Here is a 17,926-nt window from a genome sequence, read left to right as displayed (position 1 = left end):
GGGCCCGCATCGCGTCGGCGATGCGGGCCCGGCGTCCGTGCGCGGCCGCTCAGCGGCGGAAGGTCACCCGGAGGGGGAGCCGCTTGAGGCCGAGGACGAAGTTGAAGCGGGTGTGCCACTCCAGGTCCGCGGTGGCCAGCTCGATCGTCTCGTAACGGCGCAGGAGCTCGGCGATGGTCATGCAGACCTCGACCCTGCCGAGCATGGCGGCGATGCACTGGTGCGGGCCCGAGCCGAAGGCGAGCGACCTGACGCCGGCGCGGCGCAGGTCGAGACGGTCGGGGTCGGGGAACTTCGCCGGGTCGCGATGCGCCGCGCCGAGGATGGCCATGACGGTGTCACCCGCCGGGATGCGCTGCCCGGCGATGGTCAGGTCACCGGTCAGTTGGCGGACGATGATCTGCACGGTGGAGTTGTAGCGGGCCAGTTCCTCGAAGCAGTCGTTCACCCTTCCCGGATCGGCGCGCAGGAACTCCAACTGGTCCGGGTTGGTGAGCAGGGCGTGCACGCTGTTGCCGATGACGTTGAGGGTCGTCTCGTGCCCCGCGTTGAACAGCAGCAGCACCTGGGCGATCACGTCCTCGTCGCTGAGGCCCTCGCCGTCGGCGTCCTTGCGCATCAGCATGGTCAGCACGTCGTCGCGAGGGGCGGCCCGCCGCAGATCCATCTGCGCCCGGATGTACGCGCCGAACTCCGGCTCCGCCGTGTTCATCTCGTCCCGCATCCGCGGTGTGATCAACGGATCGATGATGTTGGCGATGGCGTTCGTCCACTTCAGGCACTGCGCGGCGTCTTCGACCGGGATGCCGAGCAGGCCGCAGATCACCGCCACCGGGACCGGCGTGGCGAGCTGTTCGATCAGGTCGACCTCGCCCTCACCCATCTCGTCGATGAGCCGGTTGACGATCCGCGAGATCTCCGGTTTGAGGCGTTCCACCGCGTTGGGGGTCAGCGCGCCGGCCACCAGCCGCCGCAGCCTGCGGTGCTCGGCGCCCTGCTTGACCAGCATCCACCGGCGCAGGCTGCGCATGGCCGGGCTGTCGGGTCCGCCGCGCAGGAGCGCGAAGGTCTGGTCGTCGGGCAGCGCCGACGACGCCTCGGGCGCCCGCAGGAACGCCTCGACGTCGTCGTATCGGGTGAGGGTCCAGTATCCGTACGGCGAGCGATGAACGGGTTCGGTCTCGCGCAGCCGCCGATAATACGCGTATCTGTTTCGGTGGATCGCCGGATCGTTGAGATCGAAGAGAACCCGGGTCTTTAATCTCTCAACCATGACAAGGCCAATCTAATTGTTGAGGCGACTCTCCAGCCTTATTGGCCGATCATCGCCGGGTCAACCCCTGACCTGCCCTTGTGGCCTGCCGTTAAGGGGGGCGCGCGACGGCGGATTAGGGGTAGTGGGCGTGCGCCGCCCTGATTAGCCTCTCCGAATAGGCGACCCGTCGCCTATTACTCGTTTGCCGTGCCATTCGCGGAAGAGGTTTCATCAGATGGTTGATAACGAGACACTTCGCGACTATCTGAAGCTGGTCACCGCGGATCTGCATCGGACCAGGCGGCGGCTGGCCGATCTCGAGGTCGCCGACCACGAGCCGATCGCGATCGTCGGGATGAGCTGCCGGTTCCCCGGCGGTGTGCGCTCGCCGGAGGACCTGTGGCGGCTGGTCGCCGGCGGCGGGGACGGCATCGGCGCCTTCCCGCAGGACCGCGGCTGGGACCTCGACCGGCTCTTCGACGACGATCCGGATCGCCCGGCCACGAGTTACGTGCGCGAGGGCGGGTTCGTGGCGGACGCGGCGGAGTTCGACGCCGGATTCTTCGGGATCTCTCCGCGCGAGGCGCTGGCGATGGACCCGCAGCAGCGGTTGCTGCTCCAGGTGTGCTGGGAGGCGGTCGAGCGCGCCGGCATCGATCCGGCCTCGTTACGCGGCAGCCACACCGGCGTGTTCATCGGCACCAACGACCAGAACTACACCACGATGGTGGCCGCCGCGCCGCACGATGACGGCGAGGGCTACCTGCTCACCGGCGGCGCGCCCGCGGTCACCTCGGGCCGGGTGTCCTACACGCTCGGCCTCGAAGGCCCGGCGATCACCGTCGACACCGCCTGCTCCTCCTCACTGGTCGCGCTCCACCTGGCCGCACGCTCGCTGCGGCAGGGCGAGAGCACCATGGCGCTGGTGGGCGGCGTCACCGTCATGGCCACGCCCGGCGTCTTCACCGAGTTCAGCCGCCAGCGCGGCCTGGCCGGAGACGGCCGGTGCAAATCGTTCGCCGCGTCGGCCGACGGCACCGGCTGGTCCGAGGGAGCGGGAGTGCTCCTGGTGGAGCGGCTCTCGGACGCGCGCAGGCACGGCCACCCGGTGCTCGCCGTCGTGCGCGGCTCCGCGACCAACCAGGACGGCGCCTCCAACGGCCTGACCGCGCCGAACGGCCCGTCACAGCAGCGGGTGATCATGCAGGCCCTGGAGAGCGCCCGGCTGTCCACCGGAGACGTCGACCTCGTCGAGGCGCACGGCACCGGCACCGAGCTGGGCGACCCGATCGAGGCGCAGGCGCTCATCGCGACGTACGGGCAGGGCCGTCCGGCCGAACGCCCGTTGTGGATCGGCTCGGTGAAGTCGAACATCGGACACGCCCAGGCCGCGGCGGGCGTGGCCGGAGTGATCAAGGCCGTCATGGCGTTGCGGGCGGAGGTGCTGCCCTCGACGTTGCACGTGGACGAGCCCACCCCGCACGTCGACTGGTCCGCGGGCGCGGTGGAACTGCTCACCGCCGCCCGTCCGTGGCCGCGGACCGATGAGCCGCGCCGGGCGGGGGTGTCGGCTTTCGGGATCAGTGGCACCAACGCGCACGTCATCCTGGAGGAGGCCCCCGAGATCCCGGAGGAGGCCCCCGAGCGGGAGCCGGGCCCGGCCGGGGGTCCGCCACCGACTCCCTCCGGCGTGAAGACGACCGCCGGCCCGCTGCCGTTCCCCCTCGGAGCGAAGACGGAGTCCGGCCTGCGCGGCCAGGCCGCGCGCCTGCGCTCTCTGATCGCGGCCGGCCCCGAGCTCGACCTGGCCGACGTGGGGTTCTCGCTGGCGACCACCCGCGCCGCGCTGACCCATCGCGCGGTGGTCGTGGCGGACGACCGCGAGGAGCTGCTCGCCGCCCTGGCCGCGCTGGAGAACGGCGCCGAAAGCGGCCGGATCACGCGGGGTACGGCACGCAAGGGCAAGCTGGCGTTCCTCTTCACCGGTCAGGGCGCGCAACGAGCCGGGATGGGCGCCGAGCTGGCGGCCGTCCACCCCGTCTTCGCCGAGGCGCTGGCCGAGGTCTGCGACCGGCTGGACCCGGTGTTCGACCCGCCGCTGCGCGCGGTGCTCGCCGCCGCGCCGGGCAGCGACACCGCGGCGCTGCTCGACCGGACCGCCTACACGCAGGCGGCGCTCTTCGCCGTCGAGATCGCGCTCTACCGGCTGGTGACCCACTGGGGCGTCGAACCCGACTTCCTGCTCGGCCACTCGGTGGGCGAGCTCGCCGCCGCGCACGCGGCGGGAGTCCTCTCCCTGGACGACGCCTGCACGCTCGTCGCCGCACGCGGCCGGCTCATGCAGCGGATGCCGTCCGGCGGCGCGATGGTGGCGGTGGAAGCCGGTGAAGCGGAGATCCGCGCCGCGCTCGCCGGGCTGGAGGAGCGAGTCGGCGTGGCCGCGGTGAACGGACCGTCCTCCGTGGTCGTCTCCGGCGACCGGGACGCCGTGGAGGAGCTCGAGGCCGGATGGCGGGCGCGTGGCCTGCGCACCCGCGCGCTGCGGGTCTCGCACGCCTTCCACTCGCCGCACATGGACGGCATGCTCGCGGAGTTCCGGGAGGTCGCCGCCGGGCTGACGTTCCGGCCGCCCACGATCCCGATCGTCTCCGACGTCACCGGCGCGCCCCTCGGCGTCGACGAGCTGGGTGACCCGGACTACTGGGCCCGCCAGGTGCGCGAGGCCGTCCGGTTCGCGGACGGCGTCGCCTGGCTGGACGGCCAGGGGGTGTCGCGCTACCTCGAACTGGGGCCCGACGGTGTGGCCTGCGCCATGGCACAGCAGTGCCTCGCCGGCCGCCCCGAGCCCGCGCTGCTGCTGCCCGCGCTGCGCCGGGACCGCTCCGAGGCCCGCGCCGTCACCACCGCGCTCGCCGGTCTGCACGCCGACGGCGTCCCGGTGGACTGGGCCGCCTTCTTCGGCGGCGGCGAGCGGGTGGACCTGCCGACCTACGCTTTCGAGACCGCCCGCTACTGGCCGGCCGTCACGCCGTGGTACGGCGACGTCGCCTCGGCCGGGCTGGGCGTCACCGGCCACCCGCTGCTCGGCGCCGGTGTCGGCCTGGCCGGCGATGACGAGCTCCTCTTCACCGCGCGGCTCGCCGTCGACACCCACCCATGGCTGGCCGATCACGTGGTCCACGGCCGGATCGTGCTGCCCGGCACCGCGTTCGTCGAGCTGGCCGTCCGCGCCGGAGACCAGGTCGGCTGCGGAGACCTCGAGGAGCTCGTCCTGGAGTCGCCGCTGGTCCTGCCCGAGCACGGCGGCGCGCAGGTGCAGGTCGCCGTGGGCGGCGCCGGCGACGACGGACGGCGTACGGTCTCGGTGTATTCGCGGGCCGGCGACCGGGCCGACGGCGGCTGGCCGGACCGGCCGTGGACGCGGCACGCGACCGGCGTGCTCGCTCCTGCCGGTGACGCCGCGGCGGCGGCTCTGGAGCAGTGGCCCCCGGCGGGGGCCGTCGAGGCCGAGGCCGGCGCCGTCTACGCGCTGCTGGACGCGGCCGGTTTGGCCTACGGCGAGGTCTTCCGCGGCCTGTCCGCCGTGTGGCTCAGGGGCGAGGAGATCTTCGCCGAGGTGCGGCTGCCCGAGCGGGAAGAGGCCGGCGCCCGCCGTTACGGGTTGCACCCCGCGCTGCTGGACGCGGTCCTGCACGCCCTGGCCGCCCGCGCCCTCACCGGTGGCGCCGCCGATGCCGGGCCGACGACCGCGGGCCTGCCCTTCTCCTGGACCGGCGTGTCCCTGCGGGCCTCGGGCGCGACCACCCTGCGCGCCCGCCTGACCCCGTACGGCGACGACGCCCTCTCCCTGGCGGCCTACGACGGCGGCGGGCGGCCCGTCATCACCGTCGACCGGCTGGTCCTGCGCCCCGCGTCGGCGCCGGAGACGACCGCCGACCCGGCCGGCCTGTGCCGTCTGGACTGGCGGCGGCCGGCCGGCGGCGAGCAGCGGGTCACCGTGCCGCCGGACATCGCGGTGCTCGACGACGCCGACGACCTGGCCGCCGCGATCGACGAGGACGGCCGGGCGCCCGGCATCGTGGTGCTGCCCTGCCCGGCGGGATCCCCCGACGCGGTCACCGCGCGTGTCCTGACCGTGGTGCGGGACTGGTCGGCCGACGACCGGTTCGCCCGTGCGCGCCTGGTGGTGCTCACCCGCGACGCGGTCGCCGCGGTGCCCGCGGATCCGGTCGGCGACCCGGCCGCCGCGGCGGCGTGGGGCCTGGTGCGCAGCGCGCAGACCGAGAACCCCGACCGGTTCGTGCTGCTCGACGCTCCCGCGGCCGACATCCCGCCGGAGACTGTGACGGCCGCCGTCGCCTGCGGTGAGCCGCAACTGGCGCTGAGAGACGGCGTGTTGCTCGCCGCCCGGCTCGTCCGGGCCGCCGTGCCGGTGGGCCTGCCCGTGCCCGCGGGCGCCGCCGAGTGGCGGCTGGACACCCGGCGGCCGGGCACTCTGGAGAACCTCCATTTTGTGGCGACCGGCCAGGCCGGGCAGCCGCTCGGACCGGGCCTGGTGCGCCTGAGCGTGCGCGCGGCCGGCCTGAACTTCCGCGACGTGCTCGGCGCACTCGGCATGTACCCCGGCGACGTGGTCCTGGGCGGCGAGGCGGCCGGCGTGGTCCTGGAGGTCGGGCCGGGAGTCGAGGGACTCGCACCGGGCGACCGGGTGTTCGGCCTGTGCCAGGGCGCGTTCGGCCCGGTGGCGGTGACCGACCACCGCCTGCTCGCGCCGATGCCGCGCCAATGGACCTTCGCCGAAGCCGCGGCCGTGCCGATCGCGTACGCCACGGCCTACTACGCGCTGGTCGACCTGGCCGGACTGCGCGCGGGCGAGTCGGTGCTGGTGCACGCGGCGGCGGGCGGCGTCGGAACCGCGGCCGTGCAGCTCGCCCGGCACCTCGGCGCGGACGTGTTCGCCACCGCCGGCCCCGCCAAGCACGACGCGGTCCGCGCGCTCGGGGTCGCCGGCGACCGCATCGCCTCCTCCCGTGACACCGCCTTCGCGCGCCGCTTCGCCGAGGCGACCGGCGGACGCGGCATGGACGTGGTGCTGGACGCGCTGGCGGGCGAGTTCGTCGACGCCTCGCTGGACCTGCTGCCACGCGGCGGCCGGTTCATCGAGATGGGCAAGACCGACATCCGCGACGCCGGCGAGGTGGCCGCACGTCACCCCGGGGTGCGTTACCGGGCGTTCGACCTGGCCGAGGCGGGACCGGAGCGGATCGGCGAGATCCTCTCCGAGCTGCTGGCCCTGTTCCGCGCCGGTGCGCTCCGGCTGCCGCCGCTGCGCGCCTGGGACCTGCGGACGGCGCCCGAGGCGTTCCGTCACGTCAGCCAGGCCCGCCAGATCGGCAAGGTGGTGCTCACCCTCCCGCGCCCGCTGGACCCGGACGGCACGGTCCTGGTCACCGGCGGCACCGGCGGCCTCGGCGCGGCGCTGGCCCGGCACCTGGTCACCGCGCACGGCGTCCGGCATCTGACGCTGCTCAGCCGGAGCGGCCCGGACGCGCCCGGCGCGGCGGCGCTGGCCGAGGCCCTCGCCGCGCACGGCGCCCGGGTCGACCTGGTCGCCTGCGACGCCGCCGACCGGGACGCCCTCGCCGGGGTGCTGGCCGCGATCCCGGCCGACCGGCCGCTGACCGGCGTCTTCCATCTCGCCGGAGTCCTGGACGACGGCGTCGTCACGCGGCTCACCCCGGAGCGCGTCGCCGCCGTGCTGCGCGCCAAGGCGGACGCCGCCGCGCACCTGGACCTGCTGACCCGGCACGCCGACCTGGCCGCCTTCGTGCTCTTCTCCTCGGCCTCCGGCACGCTCGGCAGCGCCGGGCAGGGGGCCTACGCCGCCGCGAACGCCTACCTGGACGCGCTCGCCCACCACCGGCGCGCCGCGGGACTGCCCGCGCTCTCCCTGGCCTGGGGCGCCTGGGACGACACCGCGGGCATGTTCGGCAGGCTCACCGACGCCGAGCGCGACCGCGTCGGCCGTTCCGCCTTCCCGCCGCTGACCGCCGAGAAGGGGCTCGCGCTGCTGGACGCGGCGCTGGCCCTGCCGTACGCGGCCCTGGTGCCGACCGGGCTGGACGCGGCGCCCCTGACCGAGGCCGCGGGCGCGCTGCCGGCCCTGCTGAGCGGCCTGGTCCGCCGCGCCGGCCGGCGGAGCGCGGACGACGGCGCGTCGGTCGCCGCCGACACGTTCGCCCGGCGCCTGGCCGGCCTCGGCGCCGAGGAGCGCTCGCGGGTGCTGCTCGACCTGGTCCGCTCCCAGGCCGCCGTGGTCCTGGGTTTCGCCGGGCCCGAGTCGGTGGATCCGCGTCGCGTCTTCAAGGAACTGGGCATCGACTCGCTGACCGCCGTCGAACTGCGCAACCGGCTGGCCGCCGCCACCGGGCTGCGGCTGCCCGCGACGCTGGTCTTCGACCATCCCACTCCGGCGCTGCTGGCCGATTCGCTCGGCCGGGAGGCGCTGGGCGAGCCGGAGGAGGAGACCGCCGCCCCCGCCGCGGTCACCGCGGCCGCGGCCGGCGACCCGATCGCGATCGTCGGGATGAGCTGCCGCCTGCCCGGCGGCGCGAACAGCCCCGAGGAGCTGTGGCGCGTCGTCAGCGGGGGTGTGGACGCGATGACGCCGTTCCCCGCCGACCGCGGCTGGGACCTCGGCGCCTTCCCGCGGAGCTTCGGCGACGTCTTCGAGGGAGGTTTCGTCGACGGCGTCGCCGACTTCGACCCCGGCTTCTTCGGGATCAGCCCGCGCGAGGCGTACGCGATGGACCCGCAGCAGCGACTGCTGCTGGAATGCTCGTGGGAGGCGGTCGAGCACGCCGGGATCGACCCCACCTCGCTCAACGGCAGCCAGACCGGGGTGTTCATAGGAACGGCGACCACCGGGTACGGCATCGGCGTAGGAGAGGTGCCGGAGGGCATCGGCCCGCACATGCTGCTCGGAACCGCGACCAGCGTGACGTCCGGCCGGATCGCGTACACGCTGGGGCTGGAGGGCCCGACCGTCTCGGTCGACACGGCCTGCTCGTCCTCGCTGGTCGCGCTGCACATGGCCGGCGAGGCGCTCGGCCGCGGCGAATGCTCCCTCGCGCTGGTGGGCGGCGCCACCCTGATGGTCGTGCCGACCATGTTCGTCGAGGGCACCCAGGGCGGCGCGGTCGCCGGCGACGGCCGGTGCAAGGCCTTCGCCGCGGCCGCGGACGGCACGGGCTGGGGTGAGGGCGTCGGCGTGCTGCTGGTCGAACGCCTCTCCGACGCGCGGCGCCACGGCCATCGGGTGCTGGCGCTGGTCAGGGGCACCGCCGTCAACCACGACGGCGCGAGCAACGGGCTCACCGCACCCAGCGGCCGGGCGCAGCGGCGTGTGATCCGCCAGGCGTTGCGCGCGGCCGGGCTGGCCGCGGGCGAGGTCGACGCCGTCGAGGCGCACGGCACCGGGACCGCGCTGGGCGACCCGATCGAGGCGCGGGCGCTCCAGGCGACCTACGGCCGGGACCGCGACGGGGACGGGCCGGTCTGGCTCGGCTCGGTCAAGTCCAACATCGGCCACACCCAGTCCGCGGCGGGCGTCGCCGGAGTGATCAAGATGGTCGAGGCCATGCGGCACGACCTGCTGCCCGCCACGCTGCACGTGGCCGAGCCGACTCCGCACGTGGACTGGTCGGCGGGCGGCCTGCGCCTGCTCACCGAGGCGGTGTCGTGGCCGAGGAACGGGCGGCCCCGGCGGGCGGGGGTCTCCTCGTTCGGGATGAGCGGCACGAACGCGCACGTGATCCTGGAGGAGGCGCCGGAACCGGACCCGACGCCGCCGCCACCGCCGGTCGCGGCCCCGCTGACCGGAGCGCCGACGCCATGGGTGCTCTCCGCGCGCGGCGGCGCCGCGCTGCGCGCCCAGGCCGCGAAGCTGCGCGCCCACCTGGAGTCCCGGCCCGACCTGACCGTGCCGGAGGTGGCGCGGGCGCTGTGGACCACCCGATCGTCGTCCGACCATCGGGCGGTGCTCCTCGCCGACGACCGGGAGACCTTCGCGGGCCTGCTGGACGCGCTGGCCGAGGACCGTCCCGCGGCCGGCCTGGTGCGCGGCGTTGCCGGGCCCCGCGGCCGGACCGTGCTCGTCTTCCCCGGCCAGGGCACGGAGTGGGCCGGCATGGCCGAGGGGCTGCTCGACTCCGCGCCGGTCTTCCTCGACACCGTCCGCGAATGCGACGCCGCGCTCGCCGACCACATCGCCTGGTCGGTGGAGGACGTCCTGCGCGGGGCGGACGGCGCGCCCCCGACCGACCGGCTGGACGTCATCCAGCCGGTGTTGTTCACCACGATGGTCTCGCTGGCGGCGCTCTGGCGGGCCCACGGCATCACGCCCGCGGCGGTGGTCGGGCACTCGCAGGGGGAGATCGCGGCGGCGTACGTCGCGGGCGCGCTCACCCTGCCGGACGCCGCGAAGATCGTCGCGGTGCGCAGCCGCCTGCTGTCCGCGTTCGCGGGCCTCGGTGCGATGGTGGCCGTGGCGCTCCCCGAGGAGGAGGTGAGCGCCCGGATCGCCGCGTGGTCCGGCCGGCTGCACATCGCCGCCGTCAACGGCCCGCGCTCGGTCGCCGTCTCCGGTGACCCCGAGGCGGTCGACGAGCTCGCCGCGGCGCTCGCCGCCGACGAGATCCGGGTGCGCAAGGTACGCGTGAACGGCGCGGGCCACTCGCCACAGGTCGAGGCGATCCGCGAGGAGACCCTGGCCGCCCTCGCCGGCGTCGCGCCCCGGCCCACCGGCATCGCGTTCTACTCCACCGTCACCGGCGGCGCCCTGGACACCACCGCCCTCGACCCGGGCTACTGGTACCGCAACATGCGTGAGCCGGTCCGGTTCGCGCCCGCGGTCAAGGCCCTGCTCGACGACGGCTACGGGGTCTTCGTCGAGTCCAGCCCGCATCCGGTGCTGGGCCCCGGCGTGCAGGACATGGCCGAGGAGACCGCCGGTGCGGCCGGCACGGTCGTGGTCGGCACGCTGCGCCGCGACGAGGGCGGCCCGGCCCGCTTCCTGCGCTCGCTCGCCGAGGCGCACGTCCGGGGAGCCGGGCCCGACTGGTCGGTCGTGCTCGGCGGCCCGCACGGGCACCCCGTCGACCTGCCCACCTACGCCTTCCAGCGGCAGCCGTACTGGCTCGGAGGGCCGGCGCAGCGGGCCGAGGCGAACGGCGGGGCCGCGCACGATCCGGACGAGGAACGGTTTTGGGAGGCGGTGTCCGGCACCGACCTGACGGCGCTGGCCGACATGGTCGGCGCCGACGACCCGGACGCGCGCGCCGCGCTGGCCGCGGCCGGGCCCGCGCTGCCGGTTCTGTCCCGCTGGCGGGCGCGGCGGCGCGACAGGTCCGTCGTGGACACCTGGCGATACCGGGTGCGCTGGCGGCGGATCGCACGGACTCCCGGCGCGGCGCTCTCCGGCACCTGGCTGCTCGTCGCGGCGGCCGGCGACCACCGCTCCGAGCACTACGCCCGCGCCCTGGCGGCGTGCGGAGCGCGGGTGACGACGGTGTCGCTGGGCGCCGACGACCCGTCGGGCGACGGCCTCGCCGAGATCGTGTCCGACGGCGAGGCGGCCGGGGCGAGCGGTGTGCTCTCGCTGCTGGCCCTGGACGACGCGGCGCACCCGGAGCACGCGGTGGTCTCCCGCGGGCTGGCGCGCACCCTGGCGCTGATCAAGGCGACCGAGTCGGCGGGGATGACCGCGCCGCTGTGGCTCGCCACGCGCGGCGCCGTGTCGGTGGGCGCCTCCGATCCGCTCACCCGCCCCGAGCAGGCCGACGTGTGGGGGCTCGGGCTCGTCGCGGGGCTGGAGCTGTCCGGACGCCGCATCGGGATGGTGGACCTCCCGGAGGAGCTGGACGAGCGTGCACGGGAACGGCTGGCCGCCGTGCTCGCCGGACTGGACGACGAGGACCAGGTGGCGGTGCGCCCGGCCGGCGTGTTCGGCCGCCGGATGGCCCGGGCGCCGCGGGACGCCGCGTCGCGTCCGGACGGGTGGCGGGCACGCGGCACCGCGCTGATCACCGGTGGCACCGGAGCGCTCGGCGGCCGGGTGGCGCGCATGCTGGCCGAGGCCGGGGCCGAGCGCCTGGTGCTGGCCGGCCGCCGCGGGGCGGCCGCGCCCGGCGTGGACACGCTGGTGGGAGAACTGACCGCGCTGGGCGCCGAGGTGCTGGTCGAAGCCGTCGACGTGGCGGACCGCGAGGCGGTCGCGGCGCTGCTGCGCGGGCTGCCGGAGGGACCGCCGCTGACCACGGTGGTGCACGCGGCCGGAGTGGCGCAGAGCGACCCGATCCAGCGGACCGCTGTCGGCGAGCTGGCCGCGACCCTGGACGCCAAGGTCGCGGGCGCCCTCAACCTCGACGAACTCGCCGGGGAGGGCCTGGACGCGTTCGTGCTCTTCTCCTCCGGCGCCGCCGTCTGGGGCGGCAGCGGGCAGGCCGCCTACGCCGCCGCCAACGCCCGCCTCGACGCGCTTGCCCAGCGGAGGCGCGAGCGCGGGCAGCACGCCACCTCGGTGGCCTGGGGCGGCTGGGCGGGCGGCGGCATGGCCACCGGCGAGGCGGTCACGCTGCTGGAGCGGCGCGGGCTGCGCCTGATGGATCCGGACCTGGCCGTGATCGCGCTCAGCCAGGCACTCGCCGACGACGAGACGCTGCTGACCGTCGCCGACATCGACTGGGCGGCGTTCGCGCCGGCGTACCTCGCCGCACGGCGGCGGCCGTTGATCGGCGACCTGCCGGAGGTGCGCGACGCGCTCGCCGCCGGCGAGGGCGGCGGGTCCGCCGACTCGCCGGGCGACTCAGAGTTCGCCCGGGAACTGACCGCCGTGCCGGCCGCCGAGCGCGGACGTGTGATCCTCGACATGGTCCGCGCCCACGCCGCCGCGGTGCTCGGTCACGCCGGGCCCGAGGCCGTCGAGCCGGGCCGGGCCTTCCGCGACCTCGGCTTCGACTCGATCATGGCGGTCGAGATCCGCGACCGGCTGCGCACCGCGACCGGGCTGCGGGTGCCCGCCACCGTCGTCTTCGACCACCCGACGCCGCAGGCCGTGGCCGACCACCTGGCGGAGAGTCTGCTCGGCTCCCGGGCCCCGGCGGTGGCGGCCCCCGTCGCCGCGCCACCGGCCGCGGCCGACGCCGCCGACGAGCCGATCGCGATCGTCGGCATGGGCTGCCGGTACGCGGGCGGCGTCCGGACGCCGGAGGACCTGTGGGAACTGGTGCTCGGCGGCCGCGACGCGATCACCCCCTTCCCCACCGACCGCGGATGGGACCTCGACGCGCTCTACGACCCCGACCCGGACCGGCGCGGCACGTCCTACGTCCGCGAGGGAGGGTTCCTGGCGGAAGCGGGGCATTTCGACGCCGATTTCTTCGGGATCAGCCCCCGCGAGGCGGTGGCGATGGATCCGCAGCAGCGGGTGTTGCTGGAGACCTCGTGGGAGGCGCTGGAACGCGCGAGGATCGTCCCGTCGTCGCTGGTCGGCAGCCGTTCCGGGGTCTTCGTGGGCACCTCCTTCCAGGGGTACGGGCTGGGCTCGGACAACGGGCTCGGCGCCGCGGAGGGCTTCTTCCTGGCGGGCACGGGCACCGCCGCGGTCTCCGGGCGGTTGTCGTACACGCTGGGCCTGGAGGGCCCGGCGGTCACCGTCGACACGGCCTGCTCCTCGTCGCTGGTGGCCCTGCACCTGGCCTGCCAGGCGATCCGGCAGGGCGAGTGCACGCTCGCGCTGGCCGGCGGCGTGGCGGTCCTGCCCACCCCGGTCTCCTTCACCGAGTTCAGCCGCCAGCGCGGACTGGCGCCGGACGGCCGATGCAAGCCGTTCGCCGCCGCGGCCGACGGCACCGGCTGGGGCGAGGGCGTCGGCGTGGTGGTGCTGGAGCGGCTCTCCGACGCGTTGCGCAACGGCCACCCCGTGCTCGCGCTGGTGGCCGGGTCCGCGACCAACCAGGACGGTGCGTCGAACGGGCTGACAGCCCCGAACGGCCCCTCGCAGCAGCGGGTGATCACGCAGGCCCTGGCCGGCGCCCGGTTGTCGCCGACGGACGTCGACCTCGTCGAAGCGCACGGCACCGGCACCACGCTCGGCGACCCGATCGAGGCGCAGGCGCTGATCGCGACGTACGGGCAGGGCCGTCCCGCGGACCGCCCGCTGTGGCTCGGCTCGGTCAAGTCGAACATCGGCCACACCCAGTCCGCGGCCGGCGTCGCCGGGGTGATCAAGGCGGTCATGGCGTTGCGCCACGGCATGCTTCCGCCGACGCTGCACGTGGACGAGCCCACCCCGCACGTGGACTGGTCGGCCGGCGCGGTGGAACTGCTCGTCGAGCCCCTGGCCTGGCCGCCGACCGACGGCCCGCGACGCGCCGGGGTCTCGTCGTTCGGCGGGAGCGGAACGAACGCGCACGCCATCCTGGAACAGGCGCCCGATCCCGGCGACGAGGACCGGGCCCCGCGCCGCGCCCTGGACGCCGAGCTGCCCTTCCTCCTGTCCGGCCGCGGCCCGGAGGCGCTGCGCGCCCAGGCCGTACGGCTGGCGGACCTGCTGGACACCCGGCCCGAGACGGACCTCGGCGATCTGGCCTACTCCCTGGCCGGCACCAGGACCTCGTTCGAGGAGCGGGCGGTGGTGATGGCCGGCGACCGGGAGGTCCTCCGGGAGCGGCTCGCCCGGCTGGCCGGGGGCGAGGCGCCGGAGGGAGTGCTGAAGGGCGCCGCCGTCGCCGGCCGCACCGTGTTCGTCTTCGCCGGCCAGGGGTCGCAGTGGGCCGGAATGGCCGCCGAACTGCTGGACTCCTCGCCGGTGTTCGCCGAGAGCATCGCCGCCTGCGACGAGGCGCTCGCCCCGTACACCGACTGGTCCCTCGTGGACGTGGTCCGCGGCGTCGAGGGCGCGCCCTCCCTGGAGCGGGTGGACGTGGTGCAGCCGGCGCTCTTCGCGATGATGGTCTCGCTGGCCGCGCTCTGGCGCTCGTGGGGCGTCGAGCCGGACGCGGTGATCGGCCATTCGCAGGGCGAGATCGCCGCCGCCTGCGTGATCGGGGCGCTGTCGCTGGAGGACGCCGCCCGGGTGGTGGCGCTGCGCAGCCAGGCGATCACGGCGCTCTCCGGCAGCGGCGGCATGATGTCGGTCGCGCTCCCCGCCGGGAGCGTACGGGACCGGATCGGCGCCTGGGACGGACGGATCTCCGTCGCCGCGGTGAACGGGCCCGCCTCGGTCGTGGTCGCGGGCGAGGTCGCGGCGCTGGAGGAGTTCGTCGCAAGCTGCGAGGCGGACCGGGTGCGGGTACGGCGGATCGCGGTCGACTACGCCTCGCACTCGGCCCAGGTCGAGCGGCTCGAGGCGGGACTGATCGCGGCGCTCGACGGCATCCGCCCGCGCGAGTCGGAGACCTCCTTCTACTCGACCGTGCTCGGCCGCTGGACCGACACCACCGAACTCGACGCCGCGTACTGGTACCGCAACCTGCGCGGCACCGTCGAGTTCGAACAGGCCGTCCGCGACGTCGCGGGCGAGGGCTACCGCCACTTCGTCGAGATCAGCCCGCATCCGGTGCACACGGTCGCCGTCCAGGAGACCCTGGAGGACCTCGACGAGCTCCACGCGGGCGGCGGCGCCGTCGTCGGGTCGCTGAGGCGGGGCGACGGCGGCCTGACCCGCATGCGGATCTCCGCCGCGCAGGCGCACGCCGACGGCCTCCGCGTCGACTGGTCCGCCGTCCTCGGCGGCCTCGACGCCCGCACGATCGACCTGCCCACCTACGCCTTCCAGCGGGAGCGCTACTGGCTCTCGGCGTCCGGCGCGGCCGTCGGCGACGTCTCCGCGGCCGGGCTCGGCACGACCGGCCACCCGATGCTCGGCGCGGCTTCGAGCCTGGCCGGGCTGGACGCGGTCCTGATGACCGGCCGGCTGTCGCCGCAATCCCACCCGTGGCTGGCCGACCACGCCGTGCTCGGCACCGTGCTGCTGCCCGGCACCGCCTTCGTCGAGATCGCGACGCGGGCGGGGGAGCAGGTCGGCTGCGCGCTGGTCGAGGAACTGACCTTGGAAGCGCCGCTGCCGATCCCCGAGCGCGGCGCCGTACGGCTGCAGGCCATCGTGCAGGCTCCGGACGGCACCGGGCGGCGGGCTCTCAGCGTGTACGCGCGGCCGGACGACGACGCCGAGGGCGACGGCACGACCGCGGACGGCTGGACCCGGCACGCGACGGCGACGCTGGCGCCGGAGCCGCCCGCCCCGTCCTTCACGCTGGAGCAGTGGCCGCCGGACGGCGCGGTCGAGGTCGACCTCGGCGGCTTCTACGAGGAGCTGACCGCTCGCGGATACGCGTACGGGCCGGCGTTCCAGGGCCTGCGCGCCGCCTGGCACCGGGGCGGCGAGGTCTTCGCCGAGGTGGCGTTCGCCGGCGAGCGGCCGGACGCCGAGCGCTTCGGCGTGCACCCCGCGCTGATGGACGCGGCGCTGCACGGCATCGGCCTGCTGCGTTCGCTTCACGCGTCGTACGAGCCGGGCCGCGCCGAGCTGCCGTTCGCCTGGCGTGGCGTGCGCCGCTACCGGCCCGGCGCGACCTCGCTGCGGGTCCGGCTGAGCCTGGCCGACCCGGACGGCATCGCCGTCCTCGTCGCCGACGAGGCGGGCCGGCCCGTCGCGGCGGTGGACTCCCTGATCGCCCGGCCGGTGCCGGACGGCCTCGGCGCCGCCCGGCAGACCGCGAGCCGGTCGTTGTTCCACGTCGAATGGACCGAGTACGTCCCCGGCGCGGCCGGCCGGGACGATCGCCTGGTGCTCGTCGGCGACACCCTCGCGGACATGGACACCGGGCCGGGCGTGGAGCGCTACGCCGGCCTGGAAGCGGTGGCGGCTTCCTTCCGGGACGGGTCCGAGACGGCCACCGTCCTGATCCCGCTCGCCGGCCCGGCCGGTGACCTTTCCGAGTCGGCCGGTGACCTTTCCGAGTCGGTCGGGTCCGCCACGCACGAAGCACTGCGCCTGGCGCAGGAGTGGATCGCGGACGAACGCTTCGCCGGGTCACGCCTGGTGCTGGCCACCCGGGGCGCGGTCGCGGTCGACCGCGCCGAGCAGGTCACCGATCTGGCCGCCGCCGCGGTCTGGGGACTGCTGCGCTCGGCGCAGTCGGAGCATCCCGGCCGGTTCGTGCTGCTCGACGTCGACGAACACTGCGACCCGGCCGCCGTCGCCGCGGCGCTGAGCACCGACGAGCCGCAGCTCGCCCTGCGCGCCGGACGGATCCGGGTGCCCCGCCTGCTGCGCCTGGCCCCACCGGCCGAGCCGGACGCCCGGCCGTTCGATCCGGACGGCACGACGTTGATCACCGGCGGCACGGGCACCCTGGGCGCGGCGCTGGCCCGGCACCTGGTGACCGCGCACGGCGTGCGGAGCCTGGTGCTGACCAGCCGCCGCGGGCCACGGGCACCGGGCGCCGCCGAACTGACGGCCGAACTGGCCGCCCTGGGCGCCGAGGTCGTGATCGCGGCCTGCGACATCGGCGACCGCGCGGCCGTCGCCGACCTCCTGGCGCGGGTTCCGGCCGGCGCGCCGCTCCGCACGGTCGTGCACGCGGTCGGGGAGCTGGACGACGGCCTGCTGACCGCGCTCGACCCGGAGCGCGTCGACCGCGTACTGCACGCGAAGGTCCTGGGCGCGCTGCACCTGCACGAGCTGACCCTGGAGTCCGGCCTGTCCGGCTTCTACCTCTTCTCCTCGGCGGCGGCCACTTTCGGGGGCGCGGGCCAGGCGAACTACGCCGCGGCCAACGCCTTCCTGGACGCGCTCGCACAGGCGCGCCGGGTGAACGGCCTGGAAGCGGTCTCGATGGCCTGGGGGCCGTGGGCCCAGCCGACGGGGATGACGGGCGAGCTGACCGAGGCGGACGTACGCCGCGTGCAACGGCTCGGCATGACGCCGATGCCGACCCAGGAGGGCATGGCACTGTTCGACCTGGCCGTGTCCGCCGGCGAGGCCGTCGTCGTACCGGTCAACCTGAACACGGCGGAGCTGCGCCTGCGGTCGGACCTGGTGCCGCCGCTGCTGCGCGGCCTGATCAGGCCGGCGGCACACGACTCCGCCGCCGGTTCCGACGGGACGCGGCTTCGCCGCCGGTTGGCCGACCTGTCCGACAACGAACGTCACGAGGTCCTGCTCGACCTGGTGCGCACGGCCGTGGCGGCGGTGCTGGGACACTCCTCGCCCAACTCCGTCCGGCCCGAGCGCGGATTCCTCGACCTGGGCATGGACTCGCTGACCGGGCTCGAACTGCGCAACCGGCTCGGCGCCGCGACCGGGCTGCGGCTGCCCGCGACGCTGATCTTCGACAATCCCACCCCGGTGGGGCTGGCCCGCTATCTGCGCGGCGAACTGGCGCCCGCGCCGCTCGCGCCGTCCGCCCTCGTGCTTGAGGAGCTGGCCCGGCTCGAACCGCTCCTGGACGACGTCGGCCCCGACGACGCCGAACGGTCGAGGGTCGCCGAGCGGCTGCGCGAGCTGACGTCCCGGTGGACCGGCGACGACGCAGGCGGCGCGCGGAATCTGGAGTCGGCCAGCGCCGAGGAACTGTTCCAGATCCTTGACCAGATGCACTGAAGTCC

Annotated in this window: 2 protein-coding genes; one reads left to right on the top strand and one right to left on the bottom strand. The window is 75.5% G+C overall.

Translation table 11 applies throughout. The annotated features are described in order from the left end of the window. Positions 1 to 49 precede the first annotated feature (49 nt). Positions 50 to 1,273 carry a cytochrome P450 gene (locus AWQ70_RS35825; protein WP_067186445.1) on the bottom strand — a complete coding sequence of 408 codons (1,224 nt, stop codon included), beginning with the start codon at positions 1,271 to 1,273 and terminating at the stop codon, positions 50 to 52. A 217-nt stretch (positions 1,274 to 1,490) separates the two neighbouring features. Between AWQ70_RS35825 and AWQ70_RS40765 the strand changes: the two genes are divergently transcribed. Next, complete coding sequence (locus AWQ70_RS40765) at positions 1,491 to 17,921, top strand: type I polyketide synthase (RefSeq protein ID WP_067186442.1); 16,431 nt, start codon at positions 1,491 to 1,493, stop codon at positions 17,919 to 17,921. The last annotated feature ends 5 nt before the right edge of the window (positions 17,922 to 17,926 follow it).

Origin of the sequence: Microtetraspora niveoalba (assembly GCF_001570405.1) — a bacterium.
In the GTDB taxonomy this organism is placed as follows: domain Bacteria; phylum Actinomycetota; class Actinomycetes; order Streptosporangiales; family Streptosporangiaceae; genus Microtetraspora; species Microtetraspora niveoalba.
Note: the sequence above shows the minus strand (reverse complement) of the source record. Positions and strands in the feature narration are given on the sequence as shown.

What these genes read in the sequence shown, in the direction of transcription:
- AWQ70_RS40765 (WP_067186442.1), top strand. Translation starts at nt 1,491, where the DNA reads ATGGTTGATAACGAGACACTTCGCGACTATCTGAAGCTGGTCACCGCG.
- AWQ70_RS35825 (WP_067186445.1), bottom strand. Translation starts at nt 1,273, where the DNA reads ATGGTTGAGAGATTAAAGACCCGGGTTCTCTTCGATCTCAACGATCCG.